The organism is Paenibacillus montanisoli, assembly GCF_003268025.1.
GTDB lineage: Bacteria > Bacillota > Bacilli > Paenibacillales > Paenibacillaceae > Paenibacillus_Z > Paenibacillus_Z montanisoli.
Genome location: NZ_QLUW01000002.1, coordinates 710,569 through 727,855, shown reverse-complemented (window position 1 = coordinate 727,855; position 17,287 = coordinate 710,569). Strand labels below are relative to the sequence as shown.

18 protein-coding genes are annotated in these 17,287 nt (G+C 52.2%); all 18 read left to right on the top strand.

From position 1 onward, the window contains the following. The first annotated feature begins 14 nt into the window (after nt 1-14). The 18 genes from flhB (at nt 15) to frr (ending at nt 17,220) form a co-directional block, all read left to right on the top strand. A complete protein-coding gene (flhB, locus tag DL346_RS12630) occupies nt 15-1,106 on the top strand; it encodes a flagellar biosynthesis protein FlhB (protein ID WP_112882467.1) in 1,092 nt (363 codons plus the stop codon). Nucleotides 1,107-1,135: 29 nt separating this feature from the next. Beyond that, nucleotides 1,136-3,169 (top strand): flagellar biosynthesis protein FlhA, encoded by a 2,034-nt coding sequence (gene flhA, locus DL346_RS12625; RefSeq protein WP_112882466.1) that lies wholly within the window; start codon nt 1,136-1,138, stop codon nt 3,167-3,169. Then, nucleotides 3,166-4,503 (top strand): flagellar biosynthesis GTPase FlhF, encoded by a 1,338-nt coding sequence (gene flhF, locus DL346_RS12620; protein ID WP_112882465.1) that lies wholly within the window; start codon nt 3,166-3,168, stop codon nt 4,501-4,503. Before flhA ends, flhF begins: the two co-directional genes overlap by 4 nt. Next, the gene (locus tag DL346_RS12615; protein ID WP_112883093.1) at nt 4,503-5,375 is read left to right on the top strand and encodes a MinD/ParA family protein; all 873 of its coding nucleotides are present in this window, start codon (nt 4,503-4,505) and stop codon (nt 5,373-5,375) included. Before flhF ends, DL346_RS12615 begins: the two co-directional genes overlap by 1 nt. 26 nt (nt 5,376-5,401) lie before the next feature. Next, the gene (locus DL346_RS12610; protein WP_276311544.1) at nt 5,402-6,667 is read left to right on the top strand and encodes a protein-glutamate methylesterase/protein-glutamine glutaminase; all 1,266 of its coding nucleotides are present in this window, start codon (nt 5,402-5,404) and stop codon (nt 6,665-6,667) included. A 47-nt stretch (nt 6,668-6,714) separates the two neighbouring features. Then, a complete protein-coding gene (locus DL346_RS12605) occupies nt 6,715-8,787 on the top strand; it encodes a chemotaxis protein CheA (protein WP_112882464.1) in 2,073 nt (690 codons plus the stop codon). 14 nt (nt 8,788-8,801) lie between these two features. Continuing rightward, nucleotides 8,802-9,263, top strand: coding sequence for a chemotaxis protein CheW (locus DL346_RS12600; RefSeq protein WP_112882463.1), 462 nt, complete (start codon nt 8,802-8,804; stop codon nt 9,261-9,263). A 5-nt stretch (nt 9,264-9,268) separates the two neighbouring features. Next, entirely contained in the window at nt 9,269-9,889 is a 621-nt protein-coding gene (locus DL346_RS12595; protein WP_112882462.1) for a chemotaxis protein CheC, read from the top strand. Continuing rightward, nucleotides 9,886-10,380: a chemotaxis protein CheD gene (locus tag DL346_RS12590; RefSeq protein ID WP_112882461.1), complete on the top strand. Its 495-nt coding sequence runs from the start codon at nt 9,886-9,888 to the stop codon at nt 10,378-10,380. Before DL346_RS12595 ends, DL346_RS12590 begins: the two co-directional genes overlap by 4 nt. Nucleotide 10,381: 1 nt before the next feature. After that, the gene (locus DL346_RS12585) at nt 10,382-10,816 is read left to right on the top strand and encodes a hypothetical protein (RefSeq protein WP_112882460.1); all 435 of its coding nucleotides are present in this window, start codon (nt 10,382-10,384) and stop codon (nt 10,814-10,816) included. A gap of 4 nt (nt 10,817-10,820) precedes the next feature. Beyond that, nucleotides 10,821-11,606 carry a FliA/WhiG family RNA polymerase sigma factor gene (locus tag DL346_RS12580; RefSeq protein WP_112882459.1) on the top strand — a complete coding sequence of 262 codons (786 nt, stop codon included), beginning with the start codon at nt 10,821-10,823 and terminating at the stop codon, nt 11,604-11,606. Nucleotides 11,607-11,627: 21 nt separating this feature from the next. Next, nucleotides 11,628-13,034 (top strand): DUF342 domain-containing protein, encoded by a 1,407-nt coding sequence (locus DL346_RS12575; RefSeq protein ID WP_240633148.1) that lies wholly within the window; start codon nt 11,628-11,630, stop codon nt 13,032-13,034. 82 nt (nt 13,035-13,116) lie between these two features. Next, nucleotides 13,117-13,671: a hypothetical protein gene (locus DL346_RS12570; protein ID WP_133257530.1), complete on the top strand. Its 555-nt coding sequence runs from the start codon at nt 13,117-13,119 to the stop codon at nt 13,669-13,671. Next, on the top strand, nt 13,664-14,161 hold the full coding sequence (locus DL346_RS12565) for an endolytic transglycosylase MltG (RefSeq protein WP_112882456.1): 498 nt from the start codon (nt 13,664-13,666) through the stop codon (nt 14,159-14,161). The genes DL346_RS12570 and DL346_RS12565 overlap by 8 nt, the downstream gene beginning before the upstream one ends. Before the next feature lie 202 nt (nt 14,162-14,363). Beyond that, entirely contained in the window at nt 14,364-15,062 is a 699-nt protein-coding gene (gene rpsB, locus DL346_RS12560; protein WP_112882455.1) for a 30S ribosomal protein S2, read from the top strand. A 106-nt stretch (nt 15,063-15,168) separates the two neighbouring features. Then, nucleotides 15,169-15,819, top strand: coding sequence for a translation elongation factor Ts (gene tsf / locus DL346_RS12555; RefSeq protein WP_112882454.1), 651 nt, complete (start codon nt 15,169-15,171; stop codon nt 15,817-15,819). 115 nt (nt 15,820-15,934) lie between these two features. Further along, entirely contained in the window at nt 15,935-16,666 is a 732-nt protein-coding gene (gene pyrH / locus DL346_RS12550) for a UMP kinase (RefSeq protein WP_112882453.1), read from the top strand. Then, on the top strand, nt 16,666-17,220 hold the full coding sequence (gene frr / locus DL346_RS12545) for a ribosome recycling factor (protein ID WP_112882452.1): 555 nt from the start codon (nt 16,666-16,668) through the stop codon (nt 17,218-17,220). Before pyrH ends, frr begins: the two co-directional genes overlap by 1 nt. Nucleotides 17,221-17,287 lie beyond the last annotated feature (67 nt).

The following is a 17,287-nucleotide window of genomic DNA, read 5'->3' as shown; positions in this document are numbered from 1 at the left end:
GGAGGGCAGTCATTATGGGTAACTATCGTTGGACGCTCGATCTTCAGCTGTTCTCCCAAGAAAAAACAGAGCGTGCGACACCGAAGAAAAGACAGGAAGCACGTCAGAAGGGCCAGACGGCCAAGAGCCAGGAAGTTCCGGCTGCGCTCATTCTCTTCTTTGTTTTTCTCAGCTTTATGATGTTGGGCGGCTATTATAAAACGCGTCTGCTGCGCTTGTTCGGATCGCTCTTCGAACAGAAACTGCTGATGGAAGTGACGGCGGACAACGTCATTACATTGTTTGCCGATTTAATGATGCAGGGATTTATGCTTCTCGCACCGATTTTTGCCATTGCGTTCCTCATTGCAGTACTCGGCAACTATGCTCAAATCGGATTCTTGTTTACGGGCGAGCCGCTCAAGATGAAGCTGAGCAAGCTCGATCCGATTAAAGGCTTCAAACAGATATTCTCGATGCATGCTGTAGTTGAATTCATTAAGAACATCTTAAAGCTGCTGCTTATCGGCTTTATCGTTTATTCCGTCCTATGGCGCGAATTGGATGTGATCATGCAGCTCGCGTCTGTATCGATCGGTGACATCTTCACCTATATCGCAAGCGTGACGATTAAGCTGGGATTGGAAATCGGCGCCATCCTCGCCGTATTGGCTATTCTCGACTATATGTACAAGCGTTACGAGCACGAGAAGAGCCTGCGGATGTCTAAACAGGACATCAAGGATGAATTCAAGAAAGCGGAAGGCGATCCGCTGATCAAAGGCAAGATCAAGGAGCGCCAGCGGCGCATGGCTCTGCAGCGTATGATGCAGGACGTGCCGAAGGCGGACGTCGTCATCACAAACCCGACTCACTTTGCTATCGCGCTTCAATATGACGGTGCGAAGATGGAGGCCCCGAAAGTGATCGCCAAGGGGATGGATTTCGTGGCTCTTCGCATGAAAGATGTCGCGAAGGAACATGGCGTCATCATGATGGAAAACAGGCCGCTTGCCAGAGCGCTGTATGATCGGACGGAAATCGGCGACACGGTTCCCTCCGACTTGTTTCAGGCTGTGGCGGAAGTGCTGGCTTATGTATACAAGCTCAAAAAAAATGTGAAGTAACCAACTAACAACGACGGAGGTGGGGCGTCATGAAGGCTAAAGACTTGACCATACTTATCGGGATCATCGGCATCGTGCTTATGATGGTCATTCCGATCCCACCTGCTCTGCTAGATGTGCTCCTGATTGTCAACATATCCGCGGCACTCATGATTCTGCTCATTTCGATGAATACGCAGGACGCGCTCCAATTCTCCATATTTCCGGCGCTTTTGCTTCTTACGACCTTGTTCCGTCTGGCGCTCAACGTATCGACGACAAGAAATATTTTAGCCGAAGCTCATGCAGGCAAAGTCGTCGAAACGTTCGGCAACTGGGTGGCCGGCGGCCAAATCGCGATCGGCTTCGTCGTCTTCTTAATTTTGGTCGTCGTACAGTTTATCGTCATCACGAAAGGATCTGAGCGAGTGGCCGAAGTAGCCGCCCGATTCACCTTGGATGCCATGCCAGGTAAACAGATGAGTATCGACGCAGATTTGAACGCCGGACTGATCAATGAACAGCAAGCGAAGGAACGCCGGCAAAAAATCGAAAGAGAAGCCGACTTCTACGGCTCCATGGACGGTGCCAGCAAATTCGTTAAAGGGGATGCCATCGCATCCATCATCATTCTAATCATTAACCTGATCGGCGGATTTGTAATCGGCATGTCCGTCCATGGCATGAGTTTTTCCGATTCGCTGCACACCTTCTCGGTTCTTACGATCGGTGACGGTCTTGTCAGCCAGATTCCGGCCTTGCTCATTTCCACGGCGACCGGCTTGATCGTAACGCGCGCCGCATCCGACGGCAACCTGGCTCAAGACGTAACGGCACAGCTGTTTCGATATCCGAAGCTGCTCTATATCGTAGCCGGAACGATTGCGCTGCTCGGCATCGGAACGCCGATCGGCCCGGTTGCGACATTGCCTTTCGCCGCCATTATCACATTCGGCGCATACCGCATGCAAAATTCGCTTGCAAAAGAACAGCAGGCACAGGAAATGCTCGTGGAAGAGCAGGAAATTGAGGAAGTCCGAAGCCCAGAAAGCGTCATCAGTTTGCTGCAGGTCGACCCGATCGAGTTCGAATTCGGCTATGGTCTGATCCCGCTCGCCGATACGCAGCAAGGCGGAGACTTGCTTGACCGGATTATTATGATTCGGCGGCAATGCGCGCTCGAGCTCGGTCTCGTGGTGCCGGTCATCCGCATTCGCGATAACATTCAGCTTAAACCGAACGAATACATAATCAAAATCAAAGGAAACACAGTCGCGCGAGGCGAGCTCTTGCTCAATCACTACCTGGCGATGAGCCCGGGCTTCGATGACGAGTCGATTATCGGGATCGAAACCGTTGAGCCGGCTTTCGGCTTGCCTGCGATCTGGATCGACGAAGCAACCAAGGAGCGCGCGGAATTGATGGGGTATACGGTCGTAGATCCGCCGTCGGTTGTGGCGACGCATCTCACGGAATTGATCAAGCGCCATGCGCATGAATTGATCGGACGCCAAGAAACGAAGGCGCTCATTGATAACGTGAAAGACTCTTATCCTGCATTGGTCGATGAGCTCATTCCTTCGATCCTCAATATCGGGGATGTTCAGAAGGTGCTCGCTAAGCTGCTTCGGGAAAAGATCTCCATTCGCGACATGGTCACGATTTTCGAGTCGCTTGCGGATCATGGGCCTTATACCAAGGATCCGGATATTCTGACCGAATATGTTCGACAGGCGCTCTCAAGACAAATTACGCAGCAGTACTCCCACAACGGCGATACGCTGCGCGTCATTACGGTCGGGCCGATGCTGGAGAAGAAGATAGCTGAGTCGGTGCAAAGCTCGGACCAAGGCAGCTATCTCGCGCTTGACCCGGTTTCCACGCAAACGATTTATCAGAAGCTGAACGAGCAGGTCAACAAGCAAATTCAGTCCGGCCATCAACCGATCGTGCTGGCTTCGCCGACGATTCGCATGTATTTGCGTCAAATCGTGGAGCGGACGATGCAAGATATCCCGGTTCTGTCATATAGCGAGCTTGAGCCTAGCATTGAAGTTCAAAGCATTGGGGTGGTGAATCTATGAAGGTAAAGCGCTACGTGGTCAATGCATTGCCCGAAGCCCTGCCGATGATTCGCAATGAACTAGGCGCAGACGCCATTATTTTGAATACGAAAGAGATTCGCATTGGCGGGTTTCTTGGCATGTTCGGCAAGAAGAAAACCGAAGTCATTGCTGCGGTAGAAGCCGGTGGCAGCACGGCTGCCAAACCGCCGGCACGACCGCAAACGGTGCAGGCTGCCAAGCGCGCCGCGCATGCGGTTACTCCCGAAACGATCGCGTCGATTGCCAGCCTGGCATCTTCACACATGGCGGAAAGGCAATCCGCGAAGCGGCCGGCCGCAAAACAGAGCGCTACCGCGCTGCTAGAGCCGGAAATGGATGTGCCGCGCCTAACCTCTTCGACAGCTTACGAAGCTAGAACAGCGGTAAAGCAGCAGCCAGCTCCCGAGAGCGGGAAGCAGCGCTTTAATGAAGACGAACTGCTCGCCGAAATCCGCGACATGAAGCAGTGGATTGTCCGCATGTCGAAGCAGCAGCAGCTTCAAGCAAGACCTGAAGCAATTCAAGCTCTATATGACAGGCTGCTAGAACAAGAGGTTTGCCAAACGTGGGCCGACCGGCTGATCGAGCAGGTGGAGCAGAAACTGGAAGCGGCCGGTTTGTTGGATCAACCAGTCGCCGTCGATCAAATGATCGTTTGGAGCACCGCTGAACAGACGCTGCTTGAATGGTTGAAGGAATTTGAATCGGGCGTCATCAGCAGCGATACGCAGGTGATCCATTTTGTCGGTCCAACAGGGGTAGGCAAAACGACATCCATTGCGAAGCTTGCGGCGGAACAAACGTTGAAGGCCGGCCGCAAAGTCGGCTTCATAACATCGGATACGTACCGGATAGCTGCCGTCGATCAATTGCGGACGTACGCTACGATTTTGAATGTGCCGCTGGAGGTCGTTTTCTCGCCATCCGAGGTAGCCAGAGCTTTCAAGCAGCTGGAAGAACGCGAGCTGATCTTCATGGATACGGCCGGCCGGAATTTCCGCAACGAGCTTTTCGTGTCCGAAGTGAACAGCCTGCTCCAGACCGGCAGCAAAGCAGAGACCTTCCTGGTGCTCAGTTTGACAGGCAAATTCAAAGATATGTCGATGGTCGCCGAAAATTTTGCCAAGTACGGCATCAACCGGGTGCTGTATACCAAACAGGATGAAACCAACGCATACGGCGCTATTCTTAATCTGGCTATGGAACACGGATTGCGTCCGACCTATATCGCATATGGTCAAACCGTTCCGGATGATATAGCGCCGTTCAAGGCGGCGCGTTATGTCTCACAATTGTTGGGGGAGGCTCAATGATTAACGATCAGGCGGAAGCCCTTCGCAATATGGTCCGCAATCGCGAGCAGCAGAACGAGGGGCGGTCAACCCGAATTATTACCGTTACAAGCGGTAAAGGCGGAGTCGGCAAATCGAATTTCAGCTTGAACTTCGCGCTCGCGCTGCAGCGCATCGGCATGAAAACGCTCATCTTTGATGCCGATATCGCAATGGCCAATATCGACGTGTTAATGGGCGTTTCGTCGCCGTATAGCCTCTATCATCTATTGAAGCAGGAAAAAACGATTTGGGAGATTATCCAGGAAGGACCCGGTGGCGTTCATTTTATCGCAGGCGGTTCCGGGTTCACGGATTTGCTCGACCTATCGGCCGCTCAGCTGGATTACTTCGCAGCTCAGATTAACCGGCTGCACGGTCAGTATGATGTCATTCTGTTCGATACGGGAGCCGGGTTATCCAAGGAAACGGTGAAGTTTATTGCCGCTGCCCAGGAAACGATCGTCGTGACGACGCCGGAGCCGACCTCCATTACGGATGCATACGCGCTGATCAAGATGGTCACGGCGATGAAGCATGAAGTCAAGTTCAAGCTGATCGTGAATCGGGCGACCGATACCAAGGAAGGCCGCGCAACCGCGGACAAGATCGGCCTCGTGTCGCAGCGCTTTCTCAATATAGAGCTGCCGGTACTAGGGATATTGCCGGATGATCCGAACGTAACGAAAGCCGTAAAGAAACAAGTGCCTTTTACAATTGCGTTTCCGGGTACGGACGCGTCGAAATCGATTCTGGAAATCGCCAAACGATACGCTGACGTTCCCGCGGCTCCTGCCGCAGCGAGCGGCGGTGTCAAAGGGTTCTTACATAAGATGTTCAGACTTACATATTGATCCTTTGAAAACGAGGTGTCGCGCCTTTGCATTCTACTGCTCGCGTTTTGGTTGTCGATGACTCCGCATTCATGCGGAAAATTCTTTGTGATCTGATTGCGATGGATCCTCAGTTCGAAATTATCGCGACCGCGGACAACGGCCGCGAAGCGGTCGAAGCTGTTCGCGCTCTGAAGCCGGACGTCATCACGATGGATCTGGAAATGCCCGAATTGAACGGACTCGAGGCGCTTGAGCGCATTATGAGGATCCATCCGGTACCGATCATTATGCTCTCTAGCATTAGCGATGACGGGATGAGAGAAACGATCAGGGCGTTGCAAACCGGCGCTTTCGACTTCATCCGCAAACCATCGGGCCCTCAATCGCCCGATATTCACATGGTCGGCGAGCAGCTGCTCGAGAAGCTTCGGATCGCCGTCTTGACCAAACGCCATTCCTGCTTGTTTCAGCCTGTACAGCCGTTACCTGCGCCAAGTCAGTCGGTTGCGCCGCCGACAACAAAGCAGAAGATCGGCTTTGAAGCGCCGCTTAGTCCTATAGCCGATGCAGTGGAGAAGCCGTTGAAGCCGGCTGCAGCAGCCCTTTCCAAAGCGGACAAGCATGCTGCGAAGAAGCGGGAAACGGAGCCAAAACTTCCTGTTGCCGATTTCAAAGTCGAGGCTGATGCGGCGGGACGGTCGGTTAAACCGAACAAGCCAGGCACGAACAGAACGTTCAAGCATTTGGTCGCAATCGGTACATCGACTGGCGGGCCGCGCGCCCTCCATGAAGTCATCACGACGCTTCCGTCCGATTTCCCGGCTCCGGTGCTGGTCGTACAGCACATGCCGCCCAAATTCACACGTTCGCTAGCGCAGCGTTTGGACTCCTTCAGCTCCTTGCATGTGACGGAAGCTTCGCATGGCGAGCGAGTGCAAGCCGGAGTCGTGTACATCGCTCCCGGCGGCTACCATATGGAACTAGCCAAGGACAGCGGCGGGTACGCGATTAAATTGTCGGAGGAAGCGCCGCGCGCCGGTCATCGGCCGTCCGTCGACACGATGTTCGAATCTTGCGCCGCATACCCGGAGCTGCGCAGACATGCGGTAATCATGACCGGCATGGGAAGCGACGGGGTTAAGGGAATGAAAGCTCTTATCGATAGCGGAGCAGAGAGCGCGATTGCCGAAGCCGAAGAATCGTGCATCGTGTATGGCATGCCGCGTTCCGCAGTTGAAGCGGGGGTCGCCAAATCGGTTATGCCCCTTCGCCAAATTGCAGCGGCCATTACTAGCGCCGTTCGAAAGTGAGGCCTACATAATTGTATTGCTGCCATTTATACAGGAGGTGCATGGAAATGGATATGAATGCCTATCTATCAATGTTCATCGATGAATCCAAGGATCATCTGCAAGCCTTAAACGAAAATCTGTTGAAGCTGGAAGGCGCGCCGGAAGATATCGGCATCGTGCAAGTGATATTCCGGTCCGCCCATACATTAAAGGGCATGTCTGCGACCATGGGCTTCGAAGACCTCGCATCGCTCACCCATGAAATGGAAAATGTGCTTGATCTAGTCCGCAACAATAAGCTCAAGATGGACCATTTCATTTTCGATACGCTGTTCAAAGGGCTGGATGCGCTTGAATCGATGGTACAGGATATCATCGGCGGAGGAACCGGCAAGGCGGAGGTGACCCCGATCGTCGCATCCTTACAGGCTATCGTGAAGGGCGACTACACGAACAAAGCAGCAGCCAGCGAAGCGGCCGCATTCGGATCATCGATCGAAGGTGCTGGGCTAGATGATTTTCAGAGCTCGATTATGCTTCAATCCATCGATGCCGGCCTGTCCGTCTACCACGTCGTCGTAACCGTCCGCGAAGACTGCATTTTGAAAGCAGCCCGCGCTTACATGGTGTTCGACTTCTTGGAACGAAGCGGCGAGATTGTCACATCTGCGCCAAGCGTCCAAGAGATCGAGCAAGAGAAGTTCGACCGCTCATTCACTGTTTTTACGATAGCCGGCATCTCGGAAGAGGAGCTGCGTCAAGGCATCGAATCGGTATCCGAAATCGAAGCGGCCGTCATTACGAAGCTTGACCGCGAATCGCTGCTGCAGCTGGGCGGTTCGGCAGCGCAAGGAGCATCGGTTGCTTCGGCAAGCCCGCTGGCGGCGCAAGCTGAAGTTAACGCTGCCCAATCGCAAACGGCAGCAGCATCAGCCCTAGCGCCGGCGCCTGTGCCTGCAGCGCCTGCACAAGCAGCCGGCGGCAGCGTTACGCGTACGATCCGCGTCGATATCAAGCGGCTCGACGCGTTGATGAACCTGTTCAGCGAGCTGCTGATCGATCGCGTTCGGCTTGAACAGCTGGCTGCGGAAATTCGCCGCAACGACTTAACCGAGACCGTTGAGCATATGACCCGCGTCAGCGGCGATTTGCAAAATATCGTGCTGAAGCTGAGAATGGTGCCGATCGAATCGGTATTTAACCGGTTCCCTCGGATGGTCCGCGACCTCGCCAAGACGCTTGACAAGAAAGTCGAGCTCATTATTTCAGGAGCGGACACGGAGCTTGACCGCACCGTCATTGACGAAATCGGCGATCCGCTTGTTCACCTGCTACGGAACTCGCTGGACCATGGGATCGAGCCTTCCGCCAGCCGAGTTGCAGCAGGCAAGCCGGAGACCGGAACGGTTCATCTTCGCGCATTTCATAGCGGAAACCATGTATTCATCGAGGTCGAAGAGGACGGAAGCGGCATTAACCGTGAGAAGGTCAAACAGATTGCGATCAAGAACGGCGTCGTTACGGCAGATGAGGCGAAACGGCTGACAGACAGCGAAATCAATATGCTCATCTTCGAGCCGGGCTTTAGTACGGCCGACAAAATTTCCGATATTTCGGGGCGCGGCGTTGGGCTTGACGTTGTCAAATCCAAAATCGCTTCGATTGGCGGAAATGTAAGCGTTGAATCCAAGGAAGGAAAGGGCACGAAATTCTCCATCCAATTGCCGCTTACGCTATCGATTATTTCAGCGATGCTCGTGAAGCTGGGGACGGAGAAATACGCCATTCCGCTCTCCTCCATCGTGGAGACGGGCATCATACCGCGCGAGCAGATCCGGAAGATCCACGGCAACCGCATGATCGATTACCGCGGTTCGCTCATCCCGCTCATCTCGCTCAGCCAAGTGCTCGAAGCGAACTCCTTCCTGGAGGAAGAGGAACAGGAAACGGAAATCGTCGTCATCCGCAAGGGCGATAAAACAGGTGCCCTCACGGTGGACGAATTCATCGGCCAAAGCGAAATCGTCTTAAAATCGCTGGGCGCATATTTGACCAATATTGAAGCTATTTCTGGCGCAACCATACTAGGCGACGGGCAAGTTGCTTTGATCGTCGATCCTAATGCGCTTATTAAATAAAGGAGGGATTGCGAGTGGCTGAGGAAATCAAAGTTATCGTATTTGGCCTTGCACACGAGGAATACGGAATCGAGGTCGATAAGGTGCGCACGATCGAGCGCATGATGCCGATTACGCGCGTTCCCAAGACGCTTGCCTTCATTAAAGGAGTTATCAATCTGCGCGGCGTCGTTCTTCCCGTCATCGATCTTCGAGGCCGCTTCGGCTTGCCGGAGTCGGACGCAACCGATAGCTCCAGAATTATTATCGTTGCGGTGAATGATCTGGAGGTCGGCTTTATCGTCGATTCGGCTAACGATGTCATCGATATCAATACAGACAGCATCGAATTGCCCCCGGAGGTTGTCGGCGGCATTAAAGCCAAATATTTGCGCGGTGTAGCCAAAATCGGGGGCAGCCGGCTGCTCATCATGCTTAACCTCTCCGAGGTGCTCAACAAGAACGAAATCATTCAATTGGAAGAGCAAGAGGTTTAAGCCGCGTGAATCCATTGGCGAAGCTGGAAGCATTCAAGCTTGATGTATTGAAGGAAGTCGGGAACATCGGAGCCGGCAATGCGGCGACGGCGCTGTCCCGGCTTCTGGACAAGCCTGTCGATATGAATGTCCCCACTGTCAGTTTAATTCCGTTTGAACGAGTCGCAGACCGGGTCGGAGGGTTTGAGCAGGTCGTCATCGCCGTCTTCCTTCGGGTTGAAGGCGATGCCCCAGGGAACATGTTCTTCATCATCGATGAGCATTCGGCCCGAAAACTGCTGCGCAACCTGCTTGCCATCGAGCCATCCGAAGAGGCAGGCTATTCCGAAATGGAATTTTCCGCATTGAGTGAAATCGGAAACATCCTGGCAGGCTCCTATTTATCTTCTTTGGCCGATTTCACGCAATTGTGCTTGTCACCGACCGTCCCTGCCATCGCAGTGGACATGGCCGGTGCCATTCTGAGCTGCGGACTTGTTCAATACGGTGAAATGGGCGATTCCGCGCTGCTGATCAATACCACGTTTCTTGAAGGACGGGAGGAACTGGCAGGCCATTTCTTCCTTATTCCGGACCCGGAATCCTTCGATAAAATATTCAGCGCTTTAGGAGTGCCTAACGAATGATGCAGGAAAATTTCGTGAAAGTGGGCATGGCCGACATGCAGATTGCGACGACCGGCGCAATTTTGAAAACGACGGGGCTCGGCTCATGCGTTGGCTTGACTTTGTTTGACGAACGCTCCAAGGTGGCGGGCATGGTGCATGTGATGCTGCCATCCTCGGAGATCGCAAGAGAGACTCCGATCAATATCGCCAAATATGCGGATACGTCATTACCTCATTTGATTGGGCTCATGAAGCAGGCAGGCGCAGAACCGAGAAGATTCGTAGCCAAAATGGCAGGCGGCGCGCAAATGTTCGCTTTCAACTCGAAAAGTGACTCGATGCGGATCGGTCCGCGCAATGTCGAGTCCTGCAAAGAGATGCTGCGTCAGTTTTCGATTCCTCTCATTGCGGAGGATACCGGCGCTAACTACGGGAGAACGATTGAATTCAACAGTTCAAGCGGCGTGCTTGTCATCCGCAGCGTGCAGCAAGGAGTAAAGGAGATTTAACATGGTTGGGTCATGGCGCTGGAATGTGACGCTTGGAGTCGGCGGCAGTTTGCTTACGCTTATTTTTTCGCTGGGCAGGAATGGGCTGGCGATTACCAGTCTCCGGTGCCTATACGCATTTCTTGCTTTTTTTGCACTGGCTTTTCTATTCCGGGTTCTTGCGGCATTAACCTTAACGCCCCGCACGTCGGCTGCCGCTGCTTATCGGCAGACGGTTAGCGACGAGAGTGCTAAAGGGCAAGCGGTCGACTATGCAACGCCGGATCAGAGCGATGAATTGAATGAATTGCTTAAAAATCAAATGGATGGAAACGTAGTGCTTGAATTAGGCCAACAACCGATATTTCAACCGCTGAAACCTCCGAAATTAGTATCAACGCAGAACAGAGAGCCGGAAGAATTGGCAAAAGCAATACGTCACCTAACAGGAGGGTGAACCGATGATTGAGCCGAAAGCCCCTCATTTGTCTAATATCGAGATTTGGCGGAAGTGGAAAGAAGACGGGGACATGGAGTCAAAGAAACGGCTAATCGAGCAATATTTAACGCTGGTTGATTATGTGAGCAATCGCATGGCCATCGGATTGCCGAAAAACGTGTCCAAGGATGATCTTGCAAGCAACGGGGTTATGGGGCTGATCGATGCGATCGAAAAATTCGATTACAGACGCGGTCTGCAATTCGAAACGTACGCATCTTGGAGAATTCGGGGAGCCATTATCGATGGACTCCGCCAGGGCGATTGGGTGCCCCGTTCGGTACGAGAGAAGGCCAAGCGTATCGAGGAGGCCTACCAGCTGCTCGAGCAGCAGTATATGCGCTCAGTGTCGGATGCGGAAGTCAGCCATTATTTAGATGTTTCCGAGAAAGAATTTGGCGTCATGCAGCAGGAGATTGCCGTGACGACCGTGTGTTCGCTCGAGGATCCGATCCGCGAGGAAGAGTCGGAGACAAGATTGTCCCTGCTGGTCGACGAGAAGGCGAAAAACCCGGACTACAAGGTGCATGAATTTTATTTGAAGGAATCGCTCATACGCGGGATCGACCGTTTAACCGAAAAAGAAAGAACCGTCGTTTCTCTTTTCTATTACGAAGAACTGTCACTCAGTGAAATCGCCGAAGTGATGTCGTTGTCGCCATCGCGGATCTCACAGCTTCATTCGAAAGCAATTTTGAGACTACGGGGTGCATTGGAAAAACAAAAGGATCAATTAATGCAGCATTAACTCAATATGGGAGGGCCATTATTGACTACGTCTGAAACGCTACAATCGCATCTCGTTGTTCAGCTTGCCCAAGATAAACTGACCGCTACGCTTCAATTTAATGTTGCGGATGAGAAGTTTTCGTGCACGCTAAGCCAACTCGAAGAGTTTTTGAAAAGTCACGGCATCCGCCATGGCATCCGGCACGATATACTCAGCAAGATCGTTCAATGCCCGAGCGCGCATTTTTACAGCCAGCATGTAATCGCGCAAGGCGAGCCGCCGGTTAGCGGCGAGGACGGATACATCAAGTACTCGTATGATATGAACGAAGGCGTGTACCGCCCGGTTGAACTCGAAGACGGCAAGATCGATTTTAAAGAAGTGACGCAGTTAAAGAACGTCAGACGGGGCCAGCTTATCGCGGAGAGAGTCATGGCCAACCAGGGAAAAGACGGCATCGCGGTAACCGGCGAGCCGATTGCTTGCCGAAACGGGAAGGAAGCCTACTTCAAAATCGGCAAAAATGTCGTGCTTAACCCGGAGCAAACCGCTTTGTACGCTACGATCGACGGGCTCATTACACTCACGGACAAGAGCAAAATCAACGTATTTCCGGTCTATGAGGTTAAGGGAGACGTCGATTATAAGATCGGCAACATCGACTTTGTCGGTACGGTCGTCGTTCGCGGCAACGTATTGACGGGCTTTAAAATAAAAGCTTCCGGCGATATTCGAATTGTCGGCGGCGTTGAAGGCGCGATACTGGAATCGGATGGCTCGATTGAAATTACCGGAGGCATACTCGCAAGCAATAAAGGATCCATAAAAGCTGCACGCAATGTAAAGAGCTCCTTCATTCAAGACAGCAACGTAACGGCCGGCGAGGATGTTATCGTCTCCCAGAGCATCATGCATTCCCATGTGCGCGCGGGAAGGAACGTCATCTGCAGCGGTGCGAAAGGGTTGATCGTCGGCGGCATCGTTCAAGCCGGCGATCGGGTCGTAGCGAGAACGATCGGCAACACGATGTCGACGGCTACCACGATCGAAGTTGGCGTGCGACCGGAATTAAGAGCGGAGCTGACGGAGCTTCGGGCGCAGAACAAGCAGGCTGCGGACAATCTAGATAAAACGGAGAAAGCGCTCAATCTGTTGGATCAATTAGTCGCGGCCGGACAACTGTCTCAGGACAAATTGGCGCTGCGCATGAAGCTGAGCTCGACGAAGCGGGCTACGATTGAAGAAATCGCTCGAGCTAAGGACCGCGTGCTCGAAATCGAGAGGTCGCTTGAAGACACGGACCGCGCAAGAGTCGATGCGGTGAACGTCGTTTACGGCGGCATTAAGATCGTAATCGGCCGGTACATCCGTTATGTCAAAGACACAGCCCAGCGGGTCTCGTTTCGATATTCCGAAGGCGATATCGTCATGGCTCCTTATGTCTGAGTCAGTTCAAGAACAGCAAAAGCATCCTTATAAAGGAAAGCATATCGATATTTCAATGTAGCGACGAAATTGCAGGTGAATAATGATGGAATCATGGCAAACGATCATGCTCATCGGCGGTATCGTAGTCGTCTGTGCTGCCATACTGCCCCGCAGGGCAGCAAGCGTCAAGCAGGACGATTCGACCCAAACCGTTCGTAATATGGAAACGGCGCTGGAGCAGTTTATGGAGAATATGGAAGCGGATAATCGGGAGCTTGCCGATCTGGTAAGCAAGTCCGCCCGAGAAGCGCAGCTGCAGACGAAGAAGCGCGATGAGCGTATTGAGCAGCTGGAGAACAGGTGCGCCGAGCTTGAGCAGCTTCTGGCTGCCCAAGCGAATCTATATGATGCGGCATCGGTGCGCCAGCAGCCTGTTGTACAACCGTTATCGAACATCGAACCGATCAGCGAGGCTGATCCCGCAGTGCCCGAAGAATCAAGCTTGTCGATCCGCCACCGTTATGCCGAGCTGTTCGAGCTGTATCAAAGCGGCAAATCCATCGATGCGATTGCCAAGAAGCTAGGCAGAAACAAAGGCGAGGTACAGCTGATTTTGCAGCTGTCGAAGCAGGAGGAAGCGGCCCGCCATGAATAAACGGATTTTTCTATTTGGCGTCGGAATCGGCATTATGATCGGCGCAGCGCTGCTCCAGCTCATGCTGATTGGCGAGAAACAGGTGAACGTGCCCGATCCGCTTACTCAAGACATCTCGGAGCCGCTCGCCTATTCGCAAGAAGAGTTGGATAAAGCGGTCGCCGATGAGCGCAAGCGGGTTGAAGACGAGCTGAAGCAGCAACAACAGCTGCAAAAGGAAGCGGCGTCCGCCAAGAAGGACAAAGAATCAGCCGCAAAATCGACTGTCGTGCGGATTCCTCCGAATTCAAACATTACGGAGACGGCGGATCAATTGGAAGCGAAGGGCGTTATTTCGGATAAGCAAGCTTTTATCGACCTGATGCGTAACACGAAGATACGTGCAGGTTATTTTGCTTTTAAAGCCGGGTTATCCATGGATCAAGTTCGTAACGTGATCACCAGCAAACCGAACTCATCCGAAGCGGATATGCCCGCCTCCGGTCAATAAGGCGGCTCGTCCAGAATCGGGTCTCAAAACCTGTCAATCGAGGTTGCAACGGTGCATTATGATGTGGTATAGTAATTGACGGTGTTAAAAACACACGCCGATTAATTTCGCCATTGGTGCTTCGACCCGGTCGAAGTGATGACGAAAGATGCGATTGGCGGAGGTAACCACTAAAAACCATTTAACAGGAGGTGTTGAAGAGATGGCGGTAATTTCCATGAAGCAGCTTCTAGAAGCTGGGGTACACTTCGGTCACCAAACACGTCGTTGGAACCCGAAAATGGATCGTTATATCTTCACAGAACGTAACGGGATTTACATTATTGACTTGCAAAAAACAGTTAAGAAAGTCGAAGAAGCTTACAACTTCGTACGTTCGATCGGCGAAGAAGGCGGAACGATTCTCTTCGTAGGTACTAAGAAACAAGCTCAAGATTCGGTTAAAGAAGAAGCAGAGCGTTGCGGCAACTTCTATATCAACCAACGTTGGCTCGGCGGTACGCTGACTAACTTCTCAACAATCCAAAAACGTATCGATCGTCTGAAAACGCTCGAGAAGTGGGAAGAGGACGGCACTTTCGACGTTCTTCCTAAGAAAGAAGTCATCATTCTCCGTAAAGAGAAAGATCGTCTTGAGAAATTCCTCGGCGGTATCAAAGGCATGAGAGGCCTGCCAAGCGCACTGTTCGTCATCGACCCGCGCAAAGAGCGCATCGCGGTTGCTGAAGCTCGCAAACTTGGTATCCCAATCGTTGGTATCGTTGATACAAACTGCGATCCGGACGAAATCGACTACGTTATCCCAGGTAACGACGATGCAATCCGTGCAGTTAAATTGCTGACGGCGAAAATGGCTGATGCCATCGTTGAATCGCGCCAAGGCGAAGTAACAACGGCTTAATTGAATTAAGATACGACTGGAAAGGGTGGTCAGAAGGTGCAAACCTCTCACCATCCTTTTTTCGAATGTATGGATCCAAAATCAACCATTTCAGGAGGTTTTCATCATGGCAGTTAGTGCTAGTGCAGTAAAAGAATTGCGTGAAAGAACAGGCGCAGGTATGCTCGATTGCAAAAAAGCGCTTGACGAAACAAACGGCGACATCGCGAAAGCGGTCGACCTGCTTCGCGAAAAAGGTCTGGCGGCTGCAGCGAACAAAGCAGGCCGTGTAGCTACAGAAGGTACAGTAGAATCTTACATCCACGCCGGCGGCCGTATCGGCGTTCTGGTTGAAATCAACTGCGAAACAGACTTCGTAGGTAAAACCGATCAATTCCGCGAGTTCGCTCGCGACATCGCTATGCAAATCGCAGCAGCAAACCCTAAGTTTGTAAGCCGCGACGAAGTTTCTCAAGAAGAGCTCAACAAAGAGCGCGAAATCTTGAAAGCACAAGCGCTGAACGAAGGCAAGCCGGAAAAAATCGTTGAGAAAATGGTTGAAGGCCGTATCAGCAAATACTACGAAGAATACTGCTTGCTCGAGCAAGCGTTCATCAAAGATCCAGACAAAACTATCCAAACGCTGCTGAACGAAAAAATCAGCACAATTGGAGAAAATATTTCTATCCGTCGTTTCGCTCGCTTCGAGCTTGGCGAAGGCCTTGAGAAAAAAGAAGACAACTTCGTTCAAGAAGTTATGTCTCAAGCTAAATTGTAATCCGAACGCAAGTAGCGGGGCGGGGCGTTCGCCCCGCCTATTTCCTATAAATAGGTCTAATTTTGTATGTCAGTATACGGCCTTTAAACAAAGTTAAAGATGGAGGTATCCCACGTTGCAAAGTCCCGTGTACAAACGTGTAGTGCTGAAAGTGAGCGGCGAATCGCTCTCGGGTAACAATGGTTACGGAATCGACTCCGCGATGATCTCATCCATTGCAGAGCAAGTTAAAGAAGTTGTGGAAATGAATGTAGAGGTCGCCATCGTGTGCGGCGGCGGAAACATCTGGCGCGGCATCGCTGGATCCGAGAAAGGGATTGACCGTGCTACGGCGGACTACATGGGGATGCTGGCTACAGTAATGAACTCGCTTGCGCTTCAAGACGCGCTCGAGCAAATCGATGTCCCTACGCGCGTCCAAACGTCGATCGCCATGCAGCAAATCGCTGAGCCTTACATACGCCGCCGGGCGATCCGTCACCTTGAAAAAGGGCGCGTCGTCATTTTTGCGGCAGGCACAGGCAATCCGTTCTTCTCGACCGATACTACAGCAGCACTGCGCGCAGCCGAAATCGAGGCGGAAGTCATTCTAATGGCGAAAAACAAAGTGGATGGCGTATATTCCGCAGATCCATTTAAAGACGCGACAGCGGAGAAGTTTGAAACGCTGACGTATATGGAAGTGCTTAACCGTAACCTGGGTGTTATGGATTCCACGGCTTCGTCGCTTTGCATGGACAACGATATTCCGCTTGTCGTCTTCAATATTACGGAGCAAGGGAATATTAAACGGGTTGTGCTTGGCGAGAAGATCGGGACTATCGTGATGAAAGGAAGTGCAGGCTAATGCCACAGTCCATCAAAAAAAATGCCGAAGAGCGCATGGAGAAAGCGATCGGCGCCCTGAAACGCGATCTTGCAACGCTTCGCGCAGGCCGAGCTACACCGGCGCTGCTTGACCGAGTCCAAGTTGAATATTACGGAGCAATGACGCCGGTTAACCAATTGGCGAACATCAATACGCCAGACTCGCGTACGATCATGATTCAGCCGTGGGATAAGTCATCCTTAGCTGCGATCGAGAAAGCGATCTTGAAATCGGATCTCGGCTTGACGCCTTCCAACGATGGCGTTAGCATTCGCATCAACATTCCGATGCTGACCGAAGAGCGCCGCACAGAACTCGTCAAAATGACGAAGAAATTCGGCGAAGAAGCAAAAGTGGCCATTCGTAACGTGCGCCGCGATGCGAACGACGATATCAAGAAGCTCGAAAAAACAGAGCTTTCCGAAGATGAGTCGCGCCGTCATCAAGACGATGTACAGAAGTCAACGGATAAATTCATCGCAGAGGTTGAGAAAGTACTCGCTGCGAAAGAGAAAGACATCATGGAAGTATAATGCAAGCTCTCCGGCCCCTCCGAATGGTGGGGTTTGTTGCATCAATCAACGTTAGCGTGGGAGGACG